Here is a 21,265-nt window from a genome sequence, read left to right on the forward strand (position 1 = left end):
CACAACGTCGCATAATATCTGAACGCTCTTGAGTTCCGGACCTTCATTGGTGCTGATGGTCGGTCTCTTCGACTGACGTTTGGTATAATGTCCCGTGGAAAATATTATCTCAAGTTGTGTGCTGTCACCGACAGCAAGCTCCTGTTTCGAAAGCGGAGCCTGTGTGCATCCTCAGCCAGGGGTGACTTTGAGGATTTTTAGCGTGTCGGTGCCGGTCGAGTGCAGCCAGAAGACATGGCTTATCTTGGAATTCTGAGGCACAAAGCCGAAATCAAAAATCGAATGGGGAATCGTCATCTTCGGCTGGGCATCAGCAATTCCGGCGGCGCCGAAAAGTATTACGGCAATGACGGCAATTAATCTCATTTTCAGCATATTACCTCCAGGTGACTCGCAGGTAAGTCGTTCTTTTCATATGATATAAATAAACCTTATCCGGTCAAATGGTTATTTGTCAGTCTATCCCAGGATTTATCGGCAGAATCTCACATTTTATAGATTTTACGCATAACCGGCACCGTCTGACTCACTTTTTGACCCGAATTATCAAGATACTCAAAGGTGAAGGATTTGGCAAATTCCTGCCGCAAGCCCTCCGGTGTCAGCACCACCTCGCCGGTTACAGTGGCGCCGGCGGGAATCTCCGCGGGAAGTCTGGTCGCAAAGAGGTCGCTGTCGTTATAAAGAGGCGTCAACTGCACCGTAGCAGTCCCCTTGTTTGTCAGCTCAAAATCAAAGCGGAGTTTATAATTGTCTTTAGGGTCGGATGCCAGCACGCGGAACGGCTTGACCATAATCGGATTCAGGTTATACATATCAGTCACGGTCACAGTCTTTATCACTATACGATACGGTTCCTTTCGGGCATTGGTATAGATATAGGGATAACGGTCCTTAATGCCGACATTCAACTCCGAATCATAAATGATCTCAACTTCGAGGCTGTCGCCCGGCGCGATTGTTCTTCTGTCAAAAGAAAACTTCAAGCAGTCACAGGTGGTGTTTATGTCGTTTATCACGAGCGTGTCCGAGCCGACCGAATAGAAAATCGTACTTCGTGTGACCGTCGATTTGACAGGCAAATACCCAAAATTGGTTACGCTGTCCCTTATTACCAGAGACGCCTCCCCCCAGGTTAAGGGAGCCACACCAATCAGTAGCGAAATAAGTATCAGCGCAATTCTCATAGGCAAAGCTCAGCAATTATAAATCTCCTCAGTATAAATAGTTCCCGGAAAAAGGCAAGAAAATTTCGCTGGGATCGGCTTATCTTATTGATTTTTATGGTAGTTATGCGTATTATCTCCATTAATTTTAAATATTACAGGTCTCTTGGCTTGGTTGAGGTCAAGCAGCGCAAAAAATCGTTCAACGTATTTCAATTCATACGAGGAGTTTATGAATCCCAGGGAATATTTGGATAGCAAGAAAGAAAGCAGGTTAGAGGAGCTGAGGGAGTTTCTCCGCTTCCCGTCAGTCTCCGCCAAGAGTGAGCATGCCAAAGATATCCTTGCCTGCGCAGAATGGCTGGCATCGCATATGGAGAAAATCGGGCTGAAGACCAGAATCATGCCAACCGGGGGGCATCCGGTGGTTTATGCCGAATATATCAAGCCCAAGAACCGGATTACGATTCTGTATTATGGGCATTATGATGTTCAGCCGGCTGAGCCGTATGAGCTTTGGAAAACCAGCCCCTTTGAACCCATCGTAGAAAACGGCTATCTCATCGCGCGCGGCTCGACCGACGATAAGGGTCAGCTTCTGACCCATATTAAAGCGGCCGAGGCGTATCTTGCCACCGGGCAGGAGCTGCCGGTCAATATGAAGTTCCTGATTGAAGGAGAAGAGGAATCTGGCTCAGAAAACCTGGAAAAATTTATAAATGACAACAGCGCCCTTCTGAAGGCTGATGTTGTTGTCGTATCTGATACAGCCCAGTATGGCAAGAATCGCCCGGCCGTAACCTATGGGTTGCGCGGAATCGCCTTCATGGAACTAAAACTGGTCGGTCCCGACCGAGACCTGCATTCCGGGTCATTCGGCGGCGCTATCCCCAATCCAATAAATATCCTGGCAAAAATAATCGCTGCTCTGCATGATGAGAATCGGCATGTGACCATTGACGGTTTTTACGATGATGTCCTCCCGATTTCCGAATGGGAGCAAAAGCAGATCGGGCGGCTTCCCTTCGATGAAAAAGAATTTCTGCAAAAAACCGGCGCTAAGGGACTGATGGGGGAGAAAGGTTTCTCCGTTCTGGAGCAGCTCTGGAGCCGTCCGACCCTGGACATTAATGGGATAACCGGCGGTTATCAGGGGGAAGGAGGCAAGACCATAATACCCTCATGGGCAACCTGCAAAATAACGATGCGCCTGGTGCCGAATCAGAACCCCAAAGATATTCTCGATAAAGCAGAACGATATATAAAGAAACTCTGCCCCCCATCGGTAGGGTGCGAGATAATCAAGCATGGCGGCGCCCCTGGTGTGGTGGTGCCGACAGATGGTCCCTGGCTGGAAGCGGCAGGGCGCGCCATAAAGACCGGATTCGGTATCGAACCGGTATTTATCAAAGAGGGGGGAAGTATTCCGGTGGTATCCACCTTCAAACGGGTTCTTGGTCTCGATACGTTGCTGCTGGGCTGGGGGCAGAATGATGACAACGCCCATTCGCCAAACGAGCGATTCGCCATCGCCGATTTCGAGCGTGGCTGTTACAGCGCCCTGGCTTTAATTGATGAACTTTCCAGGGTTTCCCGATAGCCTATGGAACTGGGACTAAACAATAAGGTAGCCTTTGTTACCGGCGCTTCCGCCGGAATCGGCTTTGCCGCGGCGTTGGAATTGGCGCGGGAAGGGGCAAGATTGGCGATAAATTCCCGCTCTCCGGAAAATATTGGCCGGGCCGCCGGTCTTATCCAGAGTGCCACCGGGAGTTCTCCTTTGGCTCTACCAGGCGACATTTCTCATGAAGGTGTGCCGGAGACACTGGTAGCTCATGTAAGCGAGAAATTGGGGGCTATTGAGATTCTTGTGGTCAATGCCGGAGGACCCCCGCCGGGGCTCTTTATCTCCCATTCCAGAGAGAGCTGGCTTGACGCCGCTGACCTGACCCTTTTCTCCGCGATAAATCTGTGTCGGGCGGTGGTGCCTGATATGATAAGGAAGAAATGGGGTCGATTAATATTTATAACATCGATTGCGGTCAAGCAGCCGGTAGATAATCTGGTGCTCTCTAATACCCTTCGGGCAGGCGTTACCGGTCTGGCGAAGTCACTTTCCAATGAACTGGCGCGCTACGGCATTACTGCCAACACCGTCTGCCCTGGCTACACCGAAACCGACCGGCTCCGCAGCCTGGCTCAGAATGAAGCAGTAAAGGAAGGCAAGAGTATTGAGGATATTCTGAAAGTTTATCGCGAACGAGTGCCGGCAGGGCGACTGGGGCGTCCCGATGAGCTTGCCGCCCTGGTGGCTTTTCTGGCATCGGACCGAGCCGCCTACATCAGCGGGTCATCAATCACAGTCGATGGCGGACTTTATAAAGGGTTACTTTAAATAGTAGCGTTATACCTTTATACAGATTTATCTTAGAGAACTTTAAGGTGCGTCTCACTATTCCCGCTAATCTCCTCATCAAGAATGTCGAAAACTCCCCCCCGGCCGTCGGCAGGATATACTCCATAATCTTCCTTCACCAGTTTGTTTCATCCTTTGCTTATCCGGTTGCCAAGCTCGGATTGAACAGTTTCGACCCCTTTGTCTATGCTTTCTTTCGCTTTCTCTTCACGTCTGCGATTTTCAGCGTTATTCTCTTATTTCGCCGCTCCAATGTTTCCATTCCGCCAAGAGACCATCTCAAGATTTTGCTGGTTGGGATAGTGCTGATTCCTGTCAATCAGTTGCTGTTTCTGGTGGGGCAGTCGCTGACAACGGCCAGCCATGCCAGTTTGCTCTTCGCCACAACTCCGATTTTTATCTATCTCCTTGCCGTTCTAATTCTGAAGGAGAAGGCGACCTTTCGAAGAACTATCGGCATTATTATCGCCACCGCCGGAGTCTATCTGATTCTGACGTCAGGGAAAATTAGATTCGGCACGGAACATCTGTTGGGCAACCTTCTGATAATTGCCGCCGTTATAGCCTGGGCGTTCGGTACAATAATCGGCAAGCCGCTGGCGCAGAAATATGGGGCGCTCCGGGTGACCGGGCTGGCGCTGACGTACGGCTCGTTACTCTACTTTCCTTTCGGGATATATAAGACTGTTCAATATCCTCTCTCAACGGTGCCCTGGGTCGGATGGTTTTCGGTCGCATATATGGCAGTGGTGGTTTCTACTTTTGCTTATGTTTTATGGTACTGGATTCTCAAATATATGGAGGCATCCCGGGTGGCGGTTATCCAGAATCTGCAGCCGATTGTCGCCAGCGCCGTGGCGGTCGTGCTTCTGGGAGAGCCGATAACAAGACATTTTGTAATCGGCGGCGTCATAATTCTGGGCGGGGTCCTCTTGACCGAAATTGAGTAAGTGATATAATTAGAAGCGAAAAAATGTCGATTATTAGAAGACGGAAGTAAAACTGGAATGAGACTATGAATGAAATAAAACGAAATGATACCCAGGCGGAAACCTGGTCTATTTTTCGGATCATGTCGGAATTTGTTGACGGCTTTGAAACGCTCCGCGCTTTGCATCCGGCCGTCTCCATATTCGGCTCATCCGTGCTTAAAGAAGATTCCCCTTATTATAAGTTAGCGCGCGATATCGCGCGCAAACTCTCCAATTCCGGGTTCGCGGTGATTACCGGCGGCGGTCCCGGTATAATGGAGGCTTCCAATTGGGGGGCACAGGAGGGGATATCAAAATCGGTCGGTTTGAACATCGAAATCCCCCATGAGCAAAAACCGAATCGATATCAGGATATATCACTCAGTTTTCGTTACTTCTTTGCCCGCAAGGTGATGTTCGTTAAATACGCTTCAGCCTTTGTGATTATGCCGGGGGGATTTGGCACCTTCGATGAGTTATTCGAAGCCCTGACTTTAATTCAGACCAAAAAGATTTTCGAATTCCCGGTGATACTGGTCGGCTCTGAGTTTTGGGGCGGTCTGGTGGACTGGATTATCTCCAGCCCGATACGGGCCGGGACTCTCTCCAAAGAAGACCTCAATTACTTCTCCCTGACCGATGACCCGGATGAGGTCGTCCGCATCATAAAAGAAGGTTATGAGAAAGTTCGTCGCTCTCGCGCTATCTGATAGATATGAAAAACCGGGGCAGTCACTGCCCCGGCATCGATTTTGAAAGCCGATTAATCGCCAAGGTTCTCTTCTGAAAAAGCCCGCTCCAGCGCCGGGTCAGTGAAAACACCGTCCTTGCGAATCAACTTGTCATCAAAATATATTTCCCCACCGCCATATTCTTTTCTTTGGATTAAGACCATGTCCCAATGGATGGCGGAGCGATTGCCGTTGTCAGCCTCATCATAACAGCATCCGGGGGTGAAATGAAGCGAGCCGCGAATTTTTTCGTCGAATAAAGTATCTTTCATCGGATGCAAAATGAAAGGATTCAACCCGAGAGAAAATTCGCCGACAAATCGGGCGTTTTCATCCGTATCCAGTATCTTATTCAGCTTATCTTCGTAGGCGGAAGAGGTGGCTTTGATAATCTTGCCGTCTTTAAAAGTGAGGGTAATATCATTATAGACAAATCCATCTTTCAGGGAAGGGGTATTGAATCGAATAGTGCCGTTGACCGATTCTCTGACCGGCGCGGTATAAACTTCTCCGTCCGGTATATTCCTGAGCCCGTCACATTTGACGACACCTATGTTTTTGATGGAGAAGTGAAGATCGGTTCCGGGGCTTACCAGGCGGACGCGCTCGGTTTTTTGCATTAAGGCAACCAGCGGGTCCATCGCTTTAGACATCTTGCTGTAATTGAGATTGCAGACCTGATAGTAGAAGTCCGCGAATTTTTCCCGAGAGGTTTCAGCCAGCTGCGCCATGGCATTATTGGGATAGCGCAAGACCACCCATCGGGTATGCTTGACTCTCTGCTCCAGGTGAACCGGCTTGTAAAATAGCCTCTGAAATTTCTCCATCTGGCGGCTGTCGATATCGGCAAGGTCAAAGGGATTGTCGGAACCGCGCAGACCGATATAAGCGGCCGACTGCCGCATCAGTTGAAGATGAACCTCAGCCAGTTTCTCGAACTGCTGGTCAGTGGCATTCTTGAGAAATTGTCTCAATAGAGACTCGTCGCTGTAGAACCAGAAAACGGTGCCACCTTTAGCCGTGGCATGTTCAATAATCTCCTGGGATAAATCCAGCGCCTCTTTTCCTTTGATTTCAAGATAAAGCAGTTCACCCGGCTTCAGCGAAACCGAGTAATCGATAAGATTATGCGCCAATTTGGCATTTCGCGGGTCTTTCATGGGATAATCCTTTGCATTTTTTTGACCGTCAAAATAATAGATTTTGCCGTTCGACGCAAGAAACTGAAAATTTTTCTGGTGGCTGAACCTTTTGTCATAATGATTGTTTTCCGCTATATATGGCAGGCGTCAATTCTGGAAAAATACTGATAGGAACCTCCGGGTACAGCTATAATGACTGGCTGGGCAATTTTTATCCCCAGTTTTGCTCCCCGAAAGATTTCCTTCGTTTCTATGCCTCGGTTTTTAAGACGGTGGAAATCGATGCCACCTTTTACAAGATTCCGACCGCGGAAACGGTCAAGAAGTGGAGACAGTGTACCCCGGAGGAGTTTGTCTTTGCGGCAAAATTCCCGCAGATTGTAACCCACGAGGGGGATATTGCCTCACGCCTTTCGGCAGCGCGCGCCTTTATCGATGTCATGCATAATCTGGAAACGAAATTGGGCCCCTTGCTGCTTCAATTCCCCTACAGTTTTAAGCCGGATGAACATCAGGATATCCTTACCGCTCTGGTGGAGGCAATGCCGGAGAAAATCAAGATTTCAGTGGAAGTGCGCAATAAAAAGTGGTTATCGGATTCTTTCTATCGGCTGCTTGCGGACAAGAAAATAGCATTATGTTTGATAGACCATCCCTGGATGCCGCGGCGAACGGAATTCACCTCCCATTTCGCTTATATTCGCTTTCTCGGGGACCACAAAAAGATTGAATCCGATTACAGTTATGAGCGTCTGGAACGAACCGAAGAACTGCAGTGGTGGAAAGACCTTATAGAAGAATTCAGCCGCAGCCGGGGAGAGGTCTATGCTTATTTCAATAATCACTACAGCGGACACTCCCCAACCACGGCGCGACGGTTGCTCAAGATGCTCGATACCGCGAAAATGCAATCATTGTAAGATATTAATAAACAACAATATAACAATATTATATAATGTATTAGTTTATTTCGATTATTGTTGCCAAGAGTCATAAAACCTTTAATATTACTCTGAATAATACCGAATATTAGATTAATGAAGAACTCTGATACACCCCGGCAGTTTCTTATCGCTCAGGTCTCCTCAAGGATGATTGCTCTTGATGTTCAGCAGATAGTTGAGATAATCTCCCCGGGAGCGGGTCTTGGCGTCGATGCTATGAAGCGTGCGAATAAGATTCAGATTCGAGATATTTCCTATAATCTAGTTTATCCGGCCGAGAAGCTTTTCGGATTACCGGAGGCGATTCCGCCATCATATCGGGTGCTTCTTCTGGGTCCGCAGGATTCGGGAAATGCCCTGGCGGTTGACTCGGTTGAGAGTATTATTCGAGTGGAACCGGGCGATATTCAAGAGTACTCAGGGATATCCAATGGACCGGCGCCGGAATTTGTGAGCGGAGTTATTATACAGGATGAGCAGGCGGTCTATATTTTGAAGCCGGAGAAGTTTTGCCGTCCCCGTCACAAGAGAAAGCCGGTCAAAAGCAGGGCGCGCTAAACCTTTCGCAGCGCCTCAATATCTTCTTTTTTACCAAGCACCAGCAGAATATCGCTATCCTTGAATTTATATTCAGGGGAAGGCACGAAAATCAGCCGGTCCGGGACCACCTCTTTTACCGCCAGAAGCTGGACATTGTATTTATTGCGAAGTTGCACTTCCGCCAGACTCTTACCCATCATTATTTCGCTGGGGGAAATCTCCGCCACAATGTACTCCTCGGATAAGGGGACAAAATCAATCATATTGGGAGTTGCCAGCGACTTGGCGCTTTTCATTGCCATCTCTTTTTCCGGGATTATCACCTGGTCGGCGCCCACTTTCTCCAGAACCCGGGCATGCTCTTCTGAAATAGCCTTGGCGACCACATTAAGCGCCCCCAGTTCTTTCAAGAACATCGTTACCAGAATCGAGTATTGAATGCTATCGCCGGTCGAAACTATGACTGCTTCTGTTTCCGCCATGCCCAGTTTTTTGAGAAGTTCAATATCGGTGGCATCGCCGACCACCGCCATATCCACAAATTCGGAGACCTTCTGCACCTTGACCGGATCGCGGTCAATGGCGATTACCTCGCACTTCTCTTCGGCAAGAGTTCGGGCAATATAGAACCCGAAATTTCCCAGACCTATAACACCAAATCTCTTCATAAATTTATCCTATCATAACGCTTTCTTCAGCATATATAATTTCCGTTTTGCCTTTGGGAGCAGTTAGACTGTGAGCGATGGAGAGAATCCCTACTTTACCGATGAGCATAGTCATTATTATGATAATCTTCCCCGGCGCTGTCAAGTGCGGAGTCAGCCCCAGTGATAGACCGACTGTTCCCAATGCTGAAACGACCTCAAAAATCGCCATTTTGAAAATCTCTTCGGAACCGTACGCTCCGACAGGGTAGAAGATGATGATACCGAAAGCGCTTCCCACGACAACCAGAATACCCAGAATGAAGACCCCCACGGCCCTGTAGATGTCCGCTTGAGGAATGGTTCTTTTGAACAGGGAAACACGAGACTTCCCCAGAGCCCGAGCAGATGCAAATGCCGCTACCAGAAGAAAAGCGGTGGTCTTGATACCTCCGCCGGTGGAACCGGGGGAAGCGCCTATAAACATCAGAATTAGCAGAATTATTACGGCGGCGTTGGAAAGCGATGCAATATCGACGGTATTAAATCCGGCGGTGCGGGAGGTTACCGACTGAAACAGAGCTTCGTTAAAGTTGATTCCCCCGGCCGCATACAGCGCGGCGGCGCCGGCAATTGTCAAGATTATGGTTACGGTCAAAGCCGATTTGGCGTGAACCGAGAGTTTTCTGATAGGGGAGACCATATGGGGATGCAGGAGCTCCATCATTACAAAATAACCGAGTCCGCCCAGGACAATCAGAGTCATCACCGAGGAACAGATAACATTGCTGGAGGCAAACGCCGTCAGATTTCCCGAGAAGATGGAAAATCCGGCATTGCAGAAGGCGGCTATGGAGTGGAATATTCCGCTCCAGACAGCCGGAATGAGCGGCATATGTGACCAGAATCCCATGGTTAGAAGGACAGCGCCGATGGCTTCAATAATTGCGGTGTAGATAAAGATTCTTTTGAGAATGTACAGGACATCCTGAAACTTGCCAACAGCTACCGACTCATGGAAGAACAGCCGTTCGCCCGCCGATATTCTTCGCCCGGCCGAGACAAAGATAATCGTAGCAATGGTCATTATTCCCAGCCCGCCCAGCTGTATAAGAACCAGAATAGCCAGCTGTCCCCAAAAACTCCAGGCGGTCGCGGTATCGACAGTAATAAGGCCTGTAACACAAACGGCCGATGCTGAGGTAAAAAAGGAATCTAAGAATGAAATCTCCGCTCTCTGGCAGAGCGGCAGCGAAAGGACTAATGAGCCAATTAGTATCAAGACGAGATACGCCAGCAGCATAAGGATTCCAGGGCGAATCCCCATTAGACGATAAAACGCCTTTTTCATAAGCGGAATAATTCAAAATTCATATATTTAATGCAATATAAAGTTAATAAAGGAGGTCAGGAGTCAAGAGATTTGATAAATGCGCTCTATCTTGAAATAGGGAGAGGACATCCTTTCTATCTTGATGGCGTCCTTGAGGCGTTAGCCAGGAGGTGCGAGCCATTTGCCAGACACGACATTACCGAAATCTCCCGAGGAATTACAAAAGCCGGCTGGAAACTGGTCAATAAAGCCTATCATCTGGGCGCCCGGGGAGGCCTGACAAGCTGTCTCTATAACCAGCTTCGTCAGAGAGGAACCTCTGACGATTATGGTCTAATGAAAAGAATATTAGCCAGAGATATCCGCGCCTTCAGTCATGCCACCGCCGGCAGATATATCGTCTCCCATCCGCTGATAATATCCATGATTTCTCCGGAGAGAGAAGTCTACTATATGCATGGCGAGATTGCCGCCCCGTCGGAAGCCGCCAGCTCCCGGGCCACAAGAATATTCGTGCCGCTGGATGCCACTAAAGCCTCCTTTGCGAAGTCAGGCGTTGAGTCCTCAAAAGTGATTGTTACGGGGTTATGCATAGAGCACTTCCTGGTTGAGCAGGCAGGAGAGAGTTATGAGAAACGGTGCGCACGGCTTTCCGGACAAGAAGCTCTGACCGGAGCCTTCTTCTCTTCGGGGGCGGAGCCGCCGCCACACATTCGCAAATTGTTAAGAGCCTTGATGTCTCTGAAACAAACCGGTCACTCAGCGATAGTATTCTGCAGGAAAGGCGGACGGTTTGAAAGGAAAATAAAGACCGGTCTAGGAATAGAACCGATTGGCGCCTCAAGTTTGCTGTCCGAATCGGACCGAAATAGTCAGATGACCGGCATCAGGGCATATTCCTTTACTACCCGAGATGAAGAGAATCGGCTGACGGGGAGATTTTTTGAGCAATTCGATTACATGGTGGCGCCGTCTCACGAACGCACCAATTGGGCGCTGGGGTTAGGGCTTCCTACTTTTATCCTGTATCCCTTAATCGGACCGTACGCGCCTTTGAACTGTCGCTTTCTGCTCGATTCGGGGGCGGCTTTGGAATTGCGTGACGACCTGTCGGCCGAGTCACTGGGTGAATTTATAAGCGTTAGGCATAATCGAGAGGTTTTGCTGAAAATGGCGGAGAGCAACTTTGGGAAGCATAAAATCGATGGCTTTAGCGCCGTTGCTGATTATATTGCCGGATTGGAAAAGACGGCCAAGTGATATTTCGATACTTCAAACGGCATGATACTCGCCTTTGGATTCTCGCCACCGGCTGGTTCACATCCTCGGTAGGATTCGCTCTTGCCATCCCCTTCATTTCAATCTATTTCCATTCTGAACTGGGGATGTCCCTGACGCAGATAGGGCTCTTTTTCGGGGTGGCCGCGGTCGTTCGATCCATCTCGCATTCCTTGGGGGGAGAGCTATCCGACCGTTGGGGCAGGTTTCATCTGATGACTTGGGCTCAGTACTTGCGCTCGCTCACTTTTCTGGGCATCGCGTACTCTATCTACGCCGGCTGGGGATTTTTCGAAATGGCGATAATGATATTGGTCAACTTTATTTTTGGTTCCGTATTCCAACCGGCGGCCAATGCTGCCGTCGCCGACCTGGTTCCAGCGGACAGGAGAAGCGAGGGGTATGCCATAGTGCGGGTAGCGGGAAATCTGGGGTGGGCGGCCGGTCCGGCAATTGGCGGGTATATCGCGGCCAGCTCTTATTCGGCATTATTTATTCTCTCAGCTATTATGACACTTATATCAGGCAGCATAATTTCAGTATTCCTGAGGCGGGTCGAATTTGCGAACAACTCGGAAAATCATGGCAGCTGGCGCGATATGCTGGTCATTAAGGGCAATGAAAATATTCTTCGGCACGCCGCCATAGTGTTTCTTCTGTACCTGGTTATTGCCCAGATGATTGCCCCGTTTTCACTCTACTCGGTGGATTTCAGAGGGATTTCCAAGAGTCAACTCGGATTTCTATTCACGTTGAACGGTCTCTTGGTGACATTCTTTCAACTGCCGATAACCAATCTTCTGCGGCGCGTCCGCCTGAGCCAGCAACTGGTGCTTGGCGCGGTCATCTATGCGGCAGGATTTCTTCTCATCGGATTCTCCCAAACTTTTGCGCTTTTTATAGTGGCGTTTGTGATTATCACAATGGCGGAAAACTTTGTGTCGCCCCCCGCGTTGACTATCAGCGCCAATCTGGCGCCGGAAGGAAAGACTGGGCGGTACATGGGGATTTACGGTTTCGCGGTTACGGCCGGCTGGTCGCTGGGTCCTTTGCTGGGCGGTCTTCTGCTGGACTGGGCTAAACCGCATTTTATCTATATGTGGGCTTTTATAGCAGGACTGTCGCTGCTTGCCGGATTGGGATTTGGACTGTCGGCAAAAAAGATTCCCCCCGAATTGAACCTCCGCAGGGATTGACTACTTTATAATCACCAATTTCCCGATTTGGTTACCCATCTCCGAATCGACAGAGAAGTAGTAAATTCCGGAGGTCACCAGCATGGTATTGCGGGAAATTAGATCCCAGGATTCATGCATGCTTCCGGCTTGACCTGGTGCAAAATTATGGTCTATCTCCCGCACCAGGTCGCCATCAAGCGTAAAAATCCGGATGACGCACTTATTGGGGAGATTGGTAAAGTGAATCGCCATGGTTCTCTCCGCCGGTAAATCGGGGCGCTCCCACCCCTCGAATCTCTCCCTATAACCGGCATCAAGCTTATAAGGGTTGGGATAAACCACAACATTCAGCCCTCTTTCTTTGACCAGTTCGCTGGAATTCTGGGCGAACTCTCTCTGCGCATTCAGGGTTGGGTCGGTTTCCAAAGGACGCAGTTTCCGCCCGGGAAAGCCGTGGTCAAAAGTGGTCACGGAAACATAGTACTGCTGAGACGGCAGCAGGTTTCGCAGGAAATAGCGATACTCGAAATATTTAAGGTATCCTTCCGAAGTCAATTCGTTGGGATAAAACATGGCGGCGCTGTCGAGGTCAAGCGTTGACGGGTATGGCTGGTCGGGATAGACTTTATGAATTTTTGTGGTGTCGCGGTAGTCCGACTGATTCCAGTCATGCCGGGTAAAGAAATAAGAATCGTACTTGCGAGTTTCATAATTATAGATGGCAAAAAGCCGGTCGGCATTAGGATAATCTTCAGGGTTGAAATTATCGCCATAGAGCCAGCGCAGTGACTGGCGTGTGAAGGGCTGCTGATTTATGACCCAGGCTTTCTGCCAGATATCATACTCCCAGCGGTCAAAATTCTCGACGTCATAAGATGATACCATAGAATAGTCGTAGACCCGTCCCGTTAAAGATGTATAGAGACGGTATCCTTCGAAATCAGCCTGTTGGCTGAATTGGTCCAGCGATGTTTCGGAGAGACGTCCATTCCAGCGTACTTCAATTTCGCCATGATTCTGAGCGTCAATTCGGGGATACAGGCGAACATGGGGACTCGGCGGCGGCGCCGCTCCTTTGAAATCGGGCACACCGTCACCTTTGTAATAGAGAGTATCGACATAGATACTTCCCCAAATGGTATCAAAGAGAGTGTCGTTGGGGCGAATAATTGTGTCTATGGCAATTATGGTCGAATCATATCTGAATATATGGAATTTCCCCTTGTAGCCGTTGCCATCAGTATCAATACCGGGATTGTCGAAAATCCAGTCGGCCCAGAGAGCGCTCAAACCGATACTGCCAAAATCCGCGTCAGGATGGAAATCCTGACCGGCAACCAGAGCAAAAGTGAAGGGGGCTACTCCTCCCGGTCCCAAATCGAATGGTCCTATAGACAAGCAGAACTTGATATCGCCGCCATATGATATCTGCGCCGCATTTGGCGGCGGAGGCAGCCATCCTTGCGAACTGTGGTCATATCTTGTTTCCCATTGGTCGTAGTCGATTTCCTTCTGAGCCATCATATAATACTTGTTTTTGTCTCCCACCGGCGTCCCGAGAAAGCCGTCAAAGGAGCGGAAGGGTTCGCCGAAGGGGGGATTCCGCCGCGGTCCCCAATCGTATTGAGGATTGTAATCGGATATCCACCAGTTGAAGGAGACATCAATTGCATCGGTCGGGGCGCGCAGAAAACGGATACCGGCGGCCGACGTGGGAGAATAGAAGCCAAAGTAGCTTCCGGAGACCGGGTCGGGGTCGCCATCATTGTCGGCGGCCCATGCCAGATTTATCGTATCAATCAGTTTAGGGATATATCGTGACGGCACCGTCGCTTTAAAGCCGCAGATATCATCATAAGAATTATAGGTATAATCTCTGCCGATATCGTTGTCCAAATAGATTCCAATATAGACTTCTTCAATGGTCTTGAAACTCATATTTCCCAATTCGCAGTCGAAAATGACAAAATCGTCGGCATAATCATATCCCCAGGCATAACTCCGTTGAGTAATTTTGAGATTCATCGGCTTGTGGAAGCGACGAGAATAATAGTCATAGCCGGTGTAACTGACGTCGGTCAGGGTATCAAAGAATACGGCGATAAAATCCTGCTGGGAAATAGAGCTGTCGAATTCGGGCGCTTCGGGGTCTTTTGACGACCGGTAACGAATATCCCCCTCGGGGAATGTCTTGGGCCAAAACTCTCGGACGCCGTAGGATGCCCCACCGCCGGTCGAAACCAGGGTGTCATTGCCGAGTCTGCCGCCAATCCAGTATGCCCCTTCATATAGATAATTAAGGCCATATCCCTTAAGATAATTCATAGATGGTATATTCTGCCCGGTAACCGGGTCGGGAATATTTTCGTCGGAACCGCGTCCGATTGTACCGAAGTTAGTCACCGTGAGCGCCATCAATCCGACATTATGAACCGCCACCGTGACATAGGGGACGCTGTCAATCTGGATACCCGGCTTCAGGACATCGGCGTTATATAGCGTTCTGCCGAAACTGTTCGCCCCCGTCAGCAAAAGTATAATCAGGAATAATGTATGTGCTCTTCTCATCTATGGCTCGTCGAAGGTTGTTACAATATAATCACTATCTTGCCAATCTGGTTCCCAAATTCCGATTCCACTGAATAATAATAGATTCCCGATGCCACCGCCTGGGTATTCCGTGTAATAAGGTCCCATTTGTCATGCATGCACTGGGGAGAACCGGGTGAGCAGTCATGGTAGATTTCGCGCACCAGGTCGCCGTCAATCGAAAAAATCCGAATAACGCATTTATGGGGTAAATTGGTGAAATGAATGGCGCGGGTTCGCTCGGCCGGAAGTTCTTCCTGACCGCGTCCCTCAAAGCCGCCTCCTTCAGCGCTTCGATAATTCTGGTCCGCCCGATAAGGATTGGGATAGACTACGACATTCAATCCCTGACGCTCCACGGTCGCCACATCGTTCTGAGGATATTCCGCCACCATATTTATGGTTGGCTTGGTTTCCAGAGCGGTAAGACCATGACCGGGCGAGCCGTAATCAAAGGCGGTAACAGATAAATAATACAACTGCGACGGCAGCAGATTTTTGAGAACGTACTGATATTCGAAATACTTGAAGTATCCTTCCTCGGTCAGCTCCTCGGGGAAGTATATTCTTGCCGTATCCGGATTCAAGGTCGAAGGAAACTGCTCATCGGGAAACCTCTTGTGAATCCGCAGGGTATCCCGCAGGTCGGACTGATTCCAATCCTGCGCCACAAAGTAGAACACCGAATCCTGCCCGCCAGATACCGGAACATAAAGGGGATGGTCATAAGGGTAATTATCAGGGTCAAAGTTTTCTCCATAAATCGCCTTCAAGGAATCCAGAGAAAAGGGGAGGTCAAGAAGGCGCCATCCCTGACGGGTTGGATCCCAAACGTAGCGATTAAAATTTTCCCGGTCGTATGATGACACCAGAGAGAATTCTCTCAAATCGGGCGACAGAGACTGATATACGCGGTATCCTTCAAAATCGAGCGTTCCGCTGAAAGCATCTTCCTCCATCTCGCTTCTCAGGCCATTCCATCTGATTACCAGCTCACCGGCATTAAATTTACTCAGACGCGGGAATATCCGTACCACTGGCGGGGCCGGAGGTGACGCCCCTTTAAAATCAGGGACGCCATCCCCTTCATAATAACTGACGTCGGCATATTTGATCCAACCGTCTTCGACAAAAACAGTGTCTTTCATTCCTTTGCCGACAAGGACAGGAGGGCGTTTGCCGAGAGTATCGGGAATGGAGTCATACACACAAATCCTGAATTTCCCGCGGTAACCGTTGCCGTCAGTATCCACCCCGGGATTATCGTAAACCCAGGATGCCCAGCGGGAGTTTTCGGCAATGCTTGAGAAATCGAGTGAGGAATAGAACTTCTCAGGTTGATAAGGACTGAAGAGGCTCTTGAAGCTGCTCGGCACGGTATGCAGATTATCACCGCAGATGAAAGCAAAGGTGACCGGCAGCACTTCGCCGGGATATATCGAAAAGGGACCAAAAGAAAGCAGATATCGGGCATCAAAGCCATCCGACATATCGACAGCGTTCGCCGGGCTCGGCAACCAGCCGTCAGCCGTATGGTCTTTTGCGGTGAACATCTGGTCATAGTCAAACTCCGGATGCCTTAAAACATAATATTTATTGCGGTCGCCCAGCGGCGTTCCCAGAACGCCAAACATATCTCGGAAGGGGTCATCGGGAGTCCCGGCCCTCCGGGGACCAAAATCATCGGCCGAATTATAGTTGGTTGCCCACCAATTGAAAGAGTACGCCAGAGAATCCGAAGGAGTTCGGACCACTCTGACACCGGCGGCGCCCCGCGCCGAGGTGCTGCTCCAGGAATTCTGGTCACTGGGGTCGCCGTCATTGTCCATAATATAAGCGTAATTTACGGTGTCGATGTAAGGGCAGAGCTCATTAACCGGATATGTTCTCTTGAAGCCGCACAAGTCCTCTCCGTAACCTTCCTCGCCGGGACGGGATGTATGATGAACATCGCCATCAACATATATTCCCATATAGACTTTATCCAGCGTCTTACGGCCTATATTCTTGATGGAGTAATCGAAAAGTATGAAATCCTGGGCATATTCATAACTCCAGGCATAGCTTCTCTGGGTAATTTCGATATTGAGCGGAACATGGGGCCGCCCGTCATAGGTATCTATATTTACCAGAGAGGGGTCGGTAACGGTATCGGTATAGACGGCGATAATATCCTGTTCACTGATGGCATCGTCGGTGAAGAACTGGCTGGAAGGCTGTATCGATTTCCTTTCGATATGTCCCATGGGAAGCGGGTCGGGCCAGAGTTCGATTACATTATAGTAGTCATCAACGCCGCAGGAAACGAGCGTGTCTCGGCCCACGACAGCGCCAATCCAGAATGAACCTACATACATATAATTGATATTGGAACCGGTAGGAAAGATGCAGGAGGGAGCCTGAGTGCCGGTAATTGGGTCAACCTGTGCCCCCAGATATCCCGTTCCGAATTGACCGATATTAGAAACAGTTAAGGCGACATTCCCGATATTATGAACGGCAATTTCGGGGACAGGTCGGTCGCCGACAGCCGACCGGTATGAAGTGCGGTAGGCTCGTTCTTCAGGAGTCAGTTTGTAAATTGCCCGGGACAGAGCCGTCGGCGCCAGAAGCAGACAGACGGCAAGAACAACAACTATACTCATTCAATGAACATGCTCTCTTCAGATGCCAATCCCGGTTTATTTCTATGTCCAGCCTGCTTCGGCCAATTTTACATTATAATTACCAGCTTACCGATCTGATTTCCCTGACTCGATTCTATTGAGTAATAGTAGATACCGGAGACAACCGCCTGGGTGTTGCGGGTAATCATATCCCACTCCGCGTGCATGCTTCCTGGAGAATCTTTCGGCTTATCATGGTCAATTTCCCGAATCAGGTCGCCGTCAATCGAGAAAATCCTGATCTTGCACTTGTTGGGCAGATTGGTGAAGTGAATCCGCTGCACCCGGTCATCGCGGAATTCATCCAGTCCGCGCCCTTCAAAACCGAGTTCGCGATAACTGCCGTCGCCGATATAGGGATTAGGGTAGGCGATAACATTAAGCCCTTTGGACTCCGCCACAGAATTCTGGTGCTGGGCATATTCGGCTACATAGTTGTCGCGTTTTCTGGTTTCCAGAAACGCCAATCCGCTTGAGGGCGAGCCAAAGTCAAATGCCGTCACGGAAACATAATATAGCTGCGACGGCAGCAGATGTTTGAGAGTATACTCATATTCGAAATACTTGAAAAGCGAATCTTCTATCAGAGCATCCGGACAATAAACCTTAGCGGAGTCCGGATTCAGCGTGCAGGGGAAAGGCTCAGTGGGAAATCGCTTATGAATCAGGGTGGTATCGGTCAGGTCCGATTGATTCCATTCCTGCTGGGCGAAAAAGAAAAGAGAATCCTGCCAGGCAAACGGATTATTTCTGGTGTAGGAGTCCGGGTCAAAGCCATCGCCATAGAGCGCCTTTAGCGAATCAAGAGTGAAAGGGGGGTCCAAAAGGACATAGATACCGCGATTCCTGTTCCAAATCCATTTATTGAAATCATCCTTATCATATGATGATATCATCACAAAGTCATTCTCCGAGGGGGACAACGATACCCAAACGCGGTAACCTTCAAAATCGAGCAACCCGCTAAATACGTCTTCGATGGTTTCCGTGCCTCTTTCAGCACCGTTCCAGCGAATAGTGATCTCGCCTTCATTGAATTCGTTGATCTTGGGGAATAGCCTCAGCCGGGGGGCTGCTGGCGGCGATGCCCCTTTGAAATCAGGAACGCCGTCACCTTCATAGAAAGTCACCTCGGCAAACTTAATCCAGCCGTCTTCAATGATGACGGTGTCTCTCATACCTTTTCTGACAGTCGGTCCCGGAATTAATTTTCCCGCCGATGATGTGTCAGGAATGGAGTCATAAACGCAGATTCGGTATTTGCCGCTGAATCCGTTTCCGTCAGTATCAACCCCGGGATTGTCATAAATCCAGGATGCCCAGATGGCGTTCAATCCGATGTCGTCAAATTTCAAGTAATTGTAATATGTTTCAGGGAAAGAAGGATTCCAAGATCTTTCCGGAAATTCACAGTCGGTCAAGAAATCCTCCCCGGCGATATAAGCAAAACTAATAGGCAGGACTTCTCCCGGTGAGATATCAAAAGGACCAAAGGATAGCAGATAACGGGTATCATAGCCGTCCGGAAAGTCGCGGTTATAGGGAGAAGGGGGAGGGGGAAGCCAGCCTTCGGGAGTGTTATCCTTGCCGGTGAAGAGCTGGTCATAGTCAAATTCTTCATGGCGCATTATGTAGTATTTATTCCGGTCGCCCTCAGGAGTTCCCAGATAACCTCCAAAGTCGCGGAACGGGTCTTCGGGAGTGCCAGCTTTCCTCGGTCCAAAATCAAGGGCGGCTGTTCCATTGGATATCCACCAGTTAAATGAATACTTGAGAGAATCCGATGGTGTTCTTACAACGCGCGTGCCGGTCACAGATGTTAACGCATTGGTCGCGCCCGGCATCCAACATTCGTCGGAAGCCTGATTCTTACCGTCAAAGTCAGAAATCCAGGCGACTCGAATGGTATCGACAAAATCGCATTGTGATTCAAAAGGGGAATCAATTGCCCAGCGGAAACCGCAAATGTCGTCATCAAAACCTTCCTGCGAGCTCTTGAGTTTGACATCGGCGTCCACATATATGCCCATATAGACTTTATTGAGGTCTCTTCGGCCTATGTTCTTAATGGCGTAGTCAAAGAGAATGAAATCTTCGGCATAGGCATAACTCCAGGCAAAACTCCTCTGGGTTACCTCGATGCCAAGAGGTCTATGCGGCCGTCCGTCTTTCGGGTCCTGCGTAACATAACTGGGGTTGGTAACCGTATCCGTATAAATGCAGATAATATCCTGCTCCGAAATAGCATCTGGGTCATTCTCGTTTTTAATGGTTCTGCGAATCACCTGCGCATTGGGCGAGCCTTCCTCATCGGGCCACATCTCCCGTGTCGCTTGCCAGCCGTCAGCGCCTACCGATACCAGGGTATCGCGACCTGAAATCGCCCCAATCCAAAACGCTCCGGAGAAAAGATACTGCAACTGACTGGGGTAAGGATACTCGCAGGATGGCGCCTGCACGCCAAGAACCGGGTCAACAAAAGCGCCAATGAAACCGGTGCCGAAATTACCCTGATTGGTAACGGAAAGACCGATTTTCCCAACATTGTGAACTGCCCCTAATGCCACATGAGCGGCATGGACTTTCGCCGGACGCCAGGAGCTTTCCATATCATATAATGCTCTGCCAAGGCTAATATCAGGCGTCGTAATCAATAATGAGAAAACCGATGCAGCCGCTGCAAGTCTCGAAAACTTCATATATCCCTCATAAAAGTATATATATCTTTCACTTTTAGTAACGTTTTAACAGCCCAATTTACCAAAAAGAAAATTAATTCGCAATAGTCAAATTGCGATTTTTTTCATGGGGGCGAAGTGTCTGAGACTTGATGTAAGGTGGCGCAAAATATGCGCTTAGCAAGAATCTAAACTACATGAAACCGGGCGACTTTTCTGGAGTCGCCCGGCGATTTCAGTATCTGAAATGGCAATTATTGCGGCTTGGAGAAAAGAGAATCATCCGCAGAAGGATTTAACTGGTACTCAGTGATTTTGAGTTCGACCATTTTGTTGCCATCGGCTTCGACCAGGACCGAGTGCGGTATTTTTACCCCGGAAATATCGCGGTAATCATCATATGATTCTGTCAGATTCCCGGGACCGGTCATGGTCTGTCCGAAATAGAGTTTCGCCAGAGGCAAATGGCTGGAGGCATCAAGCACCAGTTTAAAACTATGGGAGCCATCAGCGGAGCTGACTTCAAGAATATCAGCTGTTTTTCCCTTAAAAGGCTCCGTTTTTAGATAGGCAACGGTGAAATCGGGATTGTCTGCTTTCTGAAAAGCCAGAAGCAGGTTCCGGAAATTGTCCTTCTTTGCATCTTCCAGCTCCTCTGCCGAGGCCGGCATTACCGCCGGACCTTGCTTCGACCATCCCTCGGAGCCATTGCGAATGTTCATCATCTCGCCCATCGGCGTAATGATTACATCCCGGCTCTTGTCGGGGAAGAGGTTGATGGAATTGCTCTGGAAGGTGAATTCTCCCTGAGGAAGAGATAGATTCATCGACGCCTTGTAAGCGTTTCCCTTGATTTTCTTGAAATTATCCACGCCGCCACTGGCTTTTGCCGCCAGTGCAAAAAGCTCTTTGCCCTTAGCGAGCATCTCCGGCGTGACTGCCGCGGCGGCTTTTTTCTCCCCGGTCGGAATGGTTACATCTATGGT

Annotated in this window: 17 protein-coding genes; 8 read left to right on the forward strand and 9 right to left on the reverse strand. The window is 49.3% G+C overall.

Going from position 1 to position 21,265, the window contains the following annotated elements; translation table 11 throughout:
* Positions 1-171: 171 nt before the first annotated feature.
* Positions 172-375 carry a hypothetical protein gene (locus AB1690_06695; GenBank protein ID MEW6014993.1) on the reverse strand — a complete coding sequence of 68 codons (204 nt, stop codon included), beginning with the start codon at positions 373-375 and terminating at the stop codon, positions 172-174.
* 110 nt (positions 376-485) lie between these two features.
* Positions 486-1,187, reverse strand: coding sequence for a DUF1573 domain-containing protein (locus tag AB1690_06700; GenBank protein MEW6014994.1), 702 nt, complete (start codon positions 1,185-1,187; stop codon positions 486-488).
* Positions 1,188-1,398: 211 nt separating this feature from the next.
* Between AB1690_06700 and AB1690_06705 the strand changes: the two genes are divergently transcribed.
* From AB1690_06705 to AB1690_06720, 4 genes are all read left to right on the forward strand, one after another.
* Positions 1,399-2,766 carry a dipeptidase gene (locus AB1690_06705; protein MEW6014995.1) on the forward strand — a complete coding sequence of 456 codons (1,368 nt, stop codon included), beginning with the start codon at positions 1,399-1,401 and terminating at the stop codon, positions 2,764-2,766.
* Positions 2,767-2,769: 3 nt separating this feature from the next.
* A complete protein-coding gene (locus AB1690_06710) occupies positions 2,770-3,561 on the forward strand; it encodes an SDR family oxidoreductase (GenBank protein ID MEW6014996.1) in 792 nt (263 codons plus the stop codon).
* Between the two features lie 47 nt (positions 3,562-3,608).
* Positions 3,609-4,532 carry a DMT family transporter gene (locus AB1690_06715; GenBank protein MEW6014997.1) on the forward strand — a complete coding sequence of 308 codons (924 nt, stop codon included), beginning with the start codon at positions 3,609-3,611 and terminating at the stop codon, positions 4,530-4,532.
* A gap of 65 nt (positions 4,533-4,597) precedes the next feature.
* Positions 4,598-5,263 carry a TIGR00730 family Rossman fold protein gene (locus tag AB1690_06720; protein MEW6014998.1) on the forward strand — a complete coding sequence of 222 codons (666 nt, stop codon included), beginning with the start codon at positions 4,598-4,600 and terminating at the stop codon, positions 5,261-5,263.
* Between the two features lie 53 nt (positions 5,264-5,316).
* Here the strand turns inward: AB1690_06720 and AB1690_06725 are convergent, their stop codons facing one another.
* Positions 5,317-6,444 (reverse strand): aminopeptidase, encoded by a 1,128-nt coding sequence (locus tag AB1690_06725; GenBank protein ID MEW6014999.1) that lies wholly within the window; start codon positions 6,442-6,444, stop codon positions 5,317-5,319.
* A 119-nt stretch (positions 6,445-6,563) separates the two neighbouring features.
* Here AB1690_06725 and AB1690_06730 point away from each other — a divergent pair, with 119 nt between their 5' ends.
* Together AB1690_06730 and AB1690_06735 are read left to right on the forward strand one after the other, a co-directional pair.
* A complete protein-coding gene (locus tag AB1690_06730) occupies positions 6,564-7,346 on the forward strand; it encodes a DUF72 domain-containing protein (protein ID MEW6015000.1) in 783 nt (260 codons plus the stop codon).
* A 117-nt stretch (positions 7,347-7,463) separates the two neighbouring features.
* On the forward strand, positions 7,464-7,928 hold the full coding sequence (locus AB1690_06735) for a chemotaxis protein CheW (GenBank protein ID MEW6015001.1): 465 nt from the start codon (positions 7,464-7,466) through the stop codon (positions 7,926-7,928).
* Here the strand turns inward: AB1690_06735 and AB1690_06740 are convergent.
* Together AB1690_06740 and AB1690_06745 are read right to left on the reverse strand one after the other, a co-directional pair.
* Positions 7,925-8,578, reverse strand: a complete 654-nt coding sequence (locus AB1690_06740) for a TrkA family potassium uptake protein (protein ID MEW6015002.1) — start codon at positions 8,576-8,578, stop codon at positions 7,925-7,927. The genes AB1690_06735 and AB1690_06740 overlap by 4 nt on opposite strands.
* A 4-nt stretch (positions 8,579-8,582) precedes the next feature.
* Complete coding sequence (locus tag AB1690_06745; GenBank protein MEW6015003.1) at positions 8,583-9,908, reverse strand: potassium transporter TrkG; 1,326 nt, start codon at positions 9,906-9,908, stop codon at positions 8,583-8,585.
* Positions 9,909-9,980: 72 nt separating this feature from the next.
* On the opposite strand from AB1690_06745, the gene AB1690_06750 reads away from it, so the two are divergent.
* Together AB1690_06750 and AB1690_06755 are read left to right on the forward strand one after the other, a co-directional pair.
* Entirely contained in the window at positions 9,981-11,150 is a 1,170-nt protein-coding gene (locus tag AB1690_06750; protein ID MEW6015004.1) for a hypothetical protein, read from the forward strand.
* Positions 11,147-12,364: an MFS transporter gene (locus AB1690_06755; protein MEW6015005.1), complete on the forward strand. Its 1,218-nt coding sequence runs from the start codon at positions 11,147-11,149 to the stop codon at positions 12,362-12,364. The genes AB1690_06750 and AB1690_06755 overlap by 4 nt, the downstream gene beginning before the upstream one ends.
* Here AB1690_06755 and AB1690_06760 read toward each other — a convergent pair whose 3' ends face one another.
* From AB1690_06760 to AB1690_06775, 4 genes are all read right to left on the reverse strand, one after another.
* Positions 12,365-14,914 (reverse strand): hypothetical protein, encoded by a 2,550-nt coding sequence (locus AB1690_06760; GenBank protein MEW6015006.1) that lies wholly within the window; start codon positions 14,912-14,914, stop codon positions 12,365-12,367. It abuts the gene before it with no gap.
* Positions 14,915-14,934: 20 nt separating this feature from the next.
* Positions 14,935-17,580, reverse strand: coding sequence for a hypothetical protein (locus tag AB1690_06765; protein MEW6015007.1), 2,646 nt, complete (start codon positions 17,578-17,580; stop codon positions 14,935-14,937).
* A 68-nt stretch (positions 17,581-17,648) separates the two neighbouring features.
* Positions 17,649-20,210, reverse strand: coding sequence for a hypothetical protein (locus AB1690_06770; GenBank protein ID MEW6015008.1), 2,562 nt, complete (start codon positions 20,208-20,210; stop codon positions 17,649-17,651).
* A gap of 323 nt (positions 20,211-20,533) precedes the next feature.
* The coding region (locus tag AB1690_06775; GenBank protein MEW6015009.1) for a hypothetical protein at positions 20,534-21,265 on the reverse strand (732 nt) is incomplete at its 5' end.

Source organism: Candidatus Zixiibacteriota bacterium, assembly GCA_040753495.1.
In the GTDB taxonomy this organism is placed as follows: Bacteria; Zixibacteria; MSB-5A5; order GN15; family PGXB01; genus DYGG01.

Bases quoted from the DNA above. Each gene is read 5' to 3' on its own strand.
- AB1690_06760 (MEW6015006.1), bottom strand. From the start codon at position 14,914: ATGAGAAGAGCACATACATTATTCCTGATTATACTTTTGCTGACGGGG.
- AB1690_06735 (MEW6015001.1), top strand. From the start codon at position 7,464: ATGAAGAACTCTGATACACCCCGGCAGTTTCTTATCGCTCAGGTCTCC.
- AB1690_06740 (MEW6015002.1), bottom strand. From the start codon at position 8,578: ATGAAGAGATTTGGTGTTATAGGTCTGGGAAATTTCGGGTTCTATATT.
- AB1690_06745 (MEW6015003.1), bottom strand. From the start codon at position 9,908: ATGAAAAAGGCGTTTTATCGTCTAATGGGGATTCGCCCTGGAATCCTT.
- AB1690_06770 (MEW6015008.1), bottom strand. From the start codon at position 20,210: ATGGAAAGCTCCTGGCGTCCGGCGAAAGTCCATGCCGCTCATGTGGCA.
- AB1690_06705 (MEW6014995.1), top strand. From the start codon at position 1,399: ATGAATCCCAGGGAATATTTGGATAGCAAGAAAGAAAGCAGGTTAGAG.
- AB1690_06720 (MEW6014998.1), top strand. From the start codon at position 4,598: ATGAATGAAATAAAACGAAATGATACCCAGGCGGAAACCTGGTCTATT.
- AB1690_06765 (MEW6015007.1), bottom strand. From the start codon at position 17,580: ATGAGTATAGTTGTTGTTCTTGCCGTCTGTCTGCTTCTGGCGCCGACG.
- AB1690_06700 (MEW6014994.1), bottom strand. From the start codon at position 1,187: ATGAGAATTGCGCTGATACTTATTTCGCTACTGATTGGTGTGGCTCCC.
- AB1690_06695 (MEW6014993.1), bottom strand. From the start codon at position 375: ATGCTGAAAATGAGATTAATTGCCGTCATTGCCGTAATACTTTTCGGC.
- AB1690_06725 (MEW6014999.1), bottom strand. From the start codon at position 6,444: ATGAAAGACCCGCGAAATGCCAAATTGGCGCATAATCTTATCGATTAC.
- AB1690_06730 (MEW6015000.1), top strand. From the start codon at position 6,564: ATGGCAGGCGTCAATTCTGGAAAAATACTGATAGGAACCTCCGGGTAC.
- AB1690_06710 (MEW6014996.1), top strand. From the start codon at position 2,770: ATGGAACTGGGACTAAACAATAAGGTAGCCTTTGTTACCGGCGCTTCC.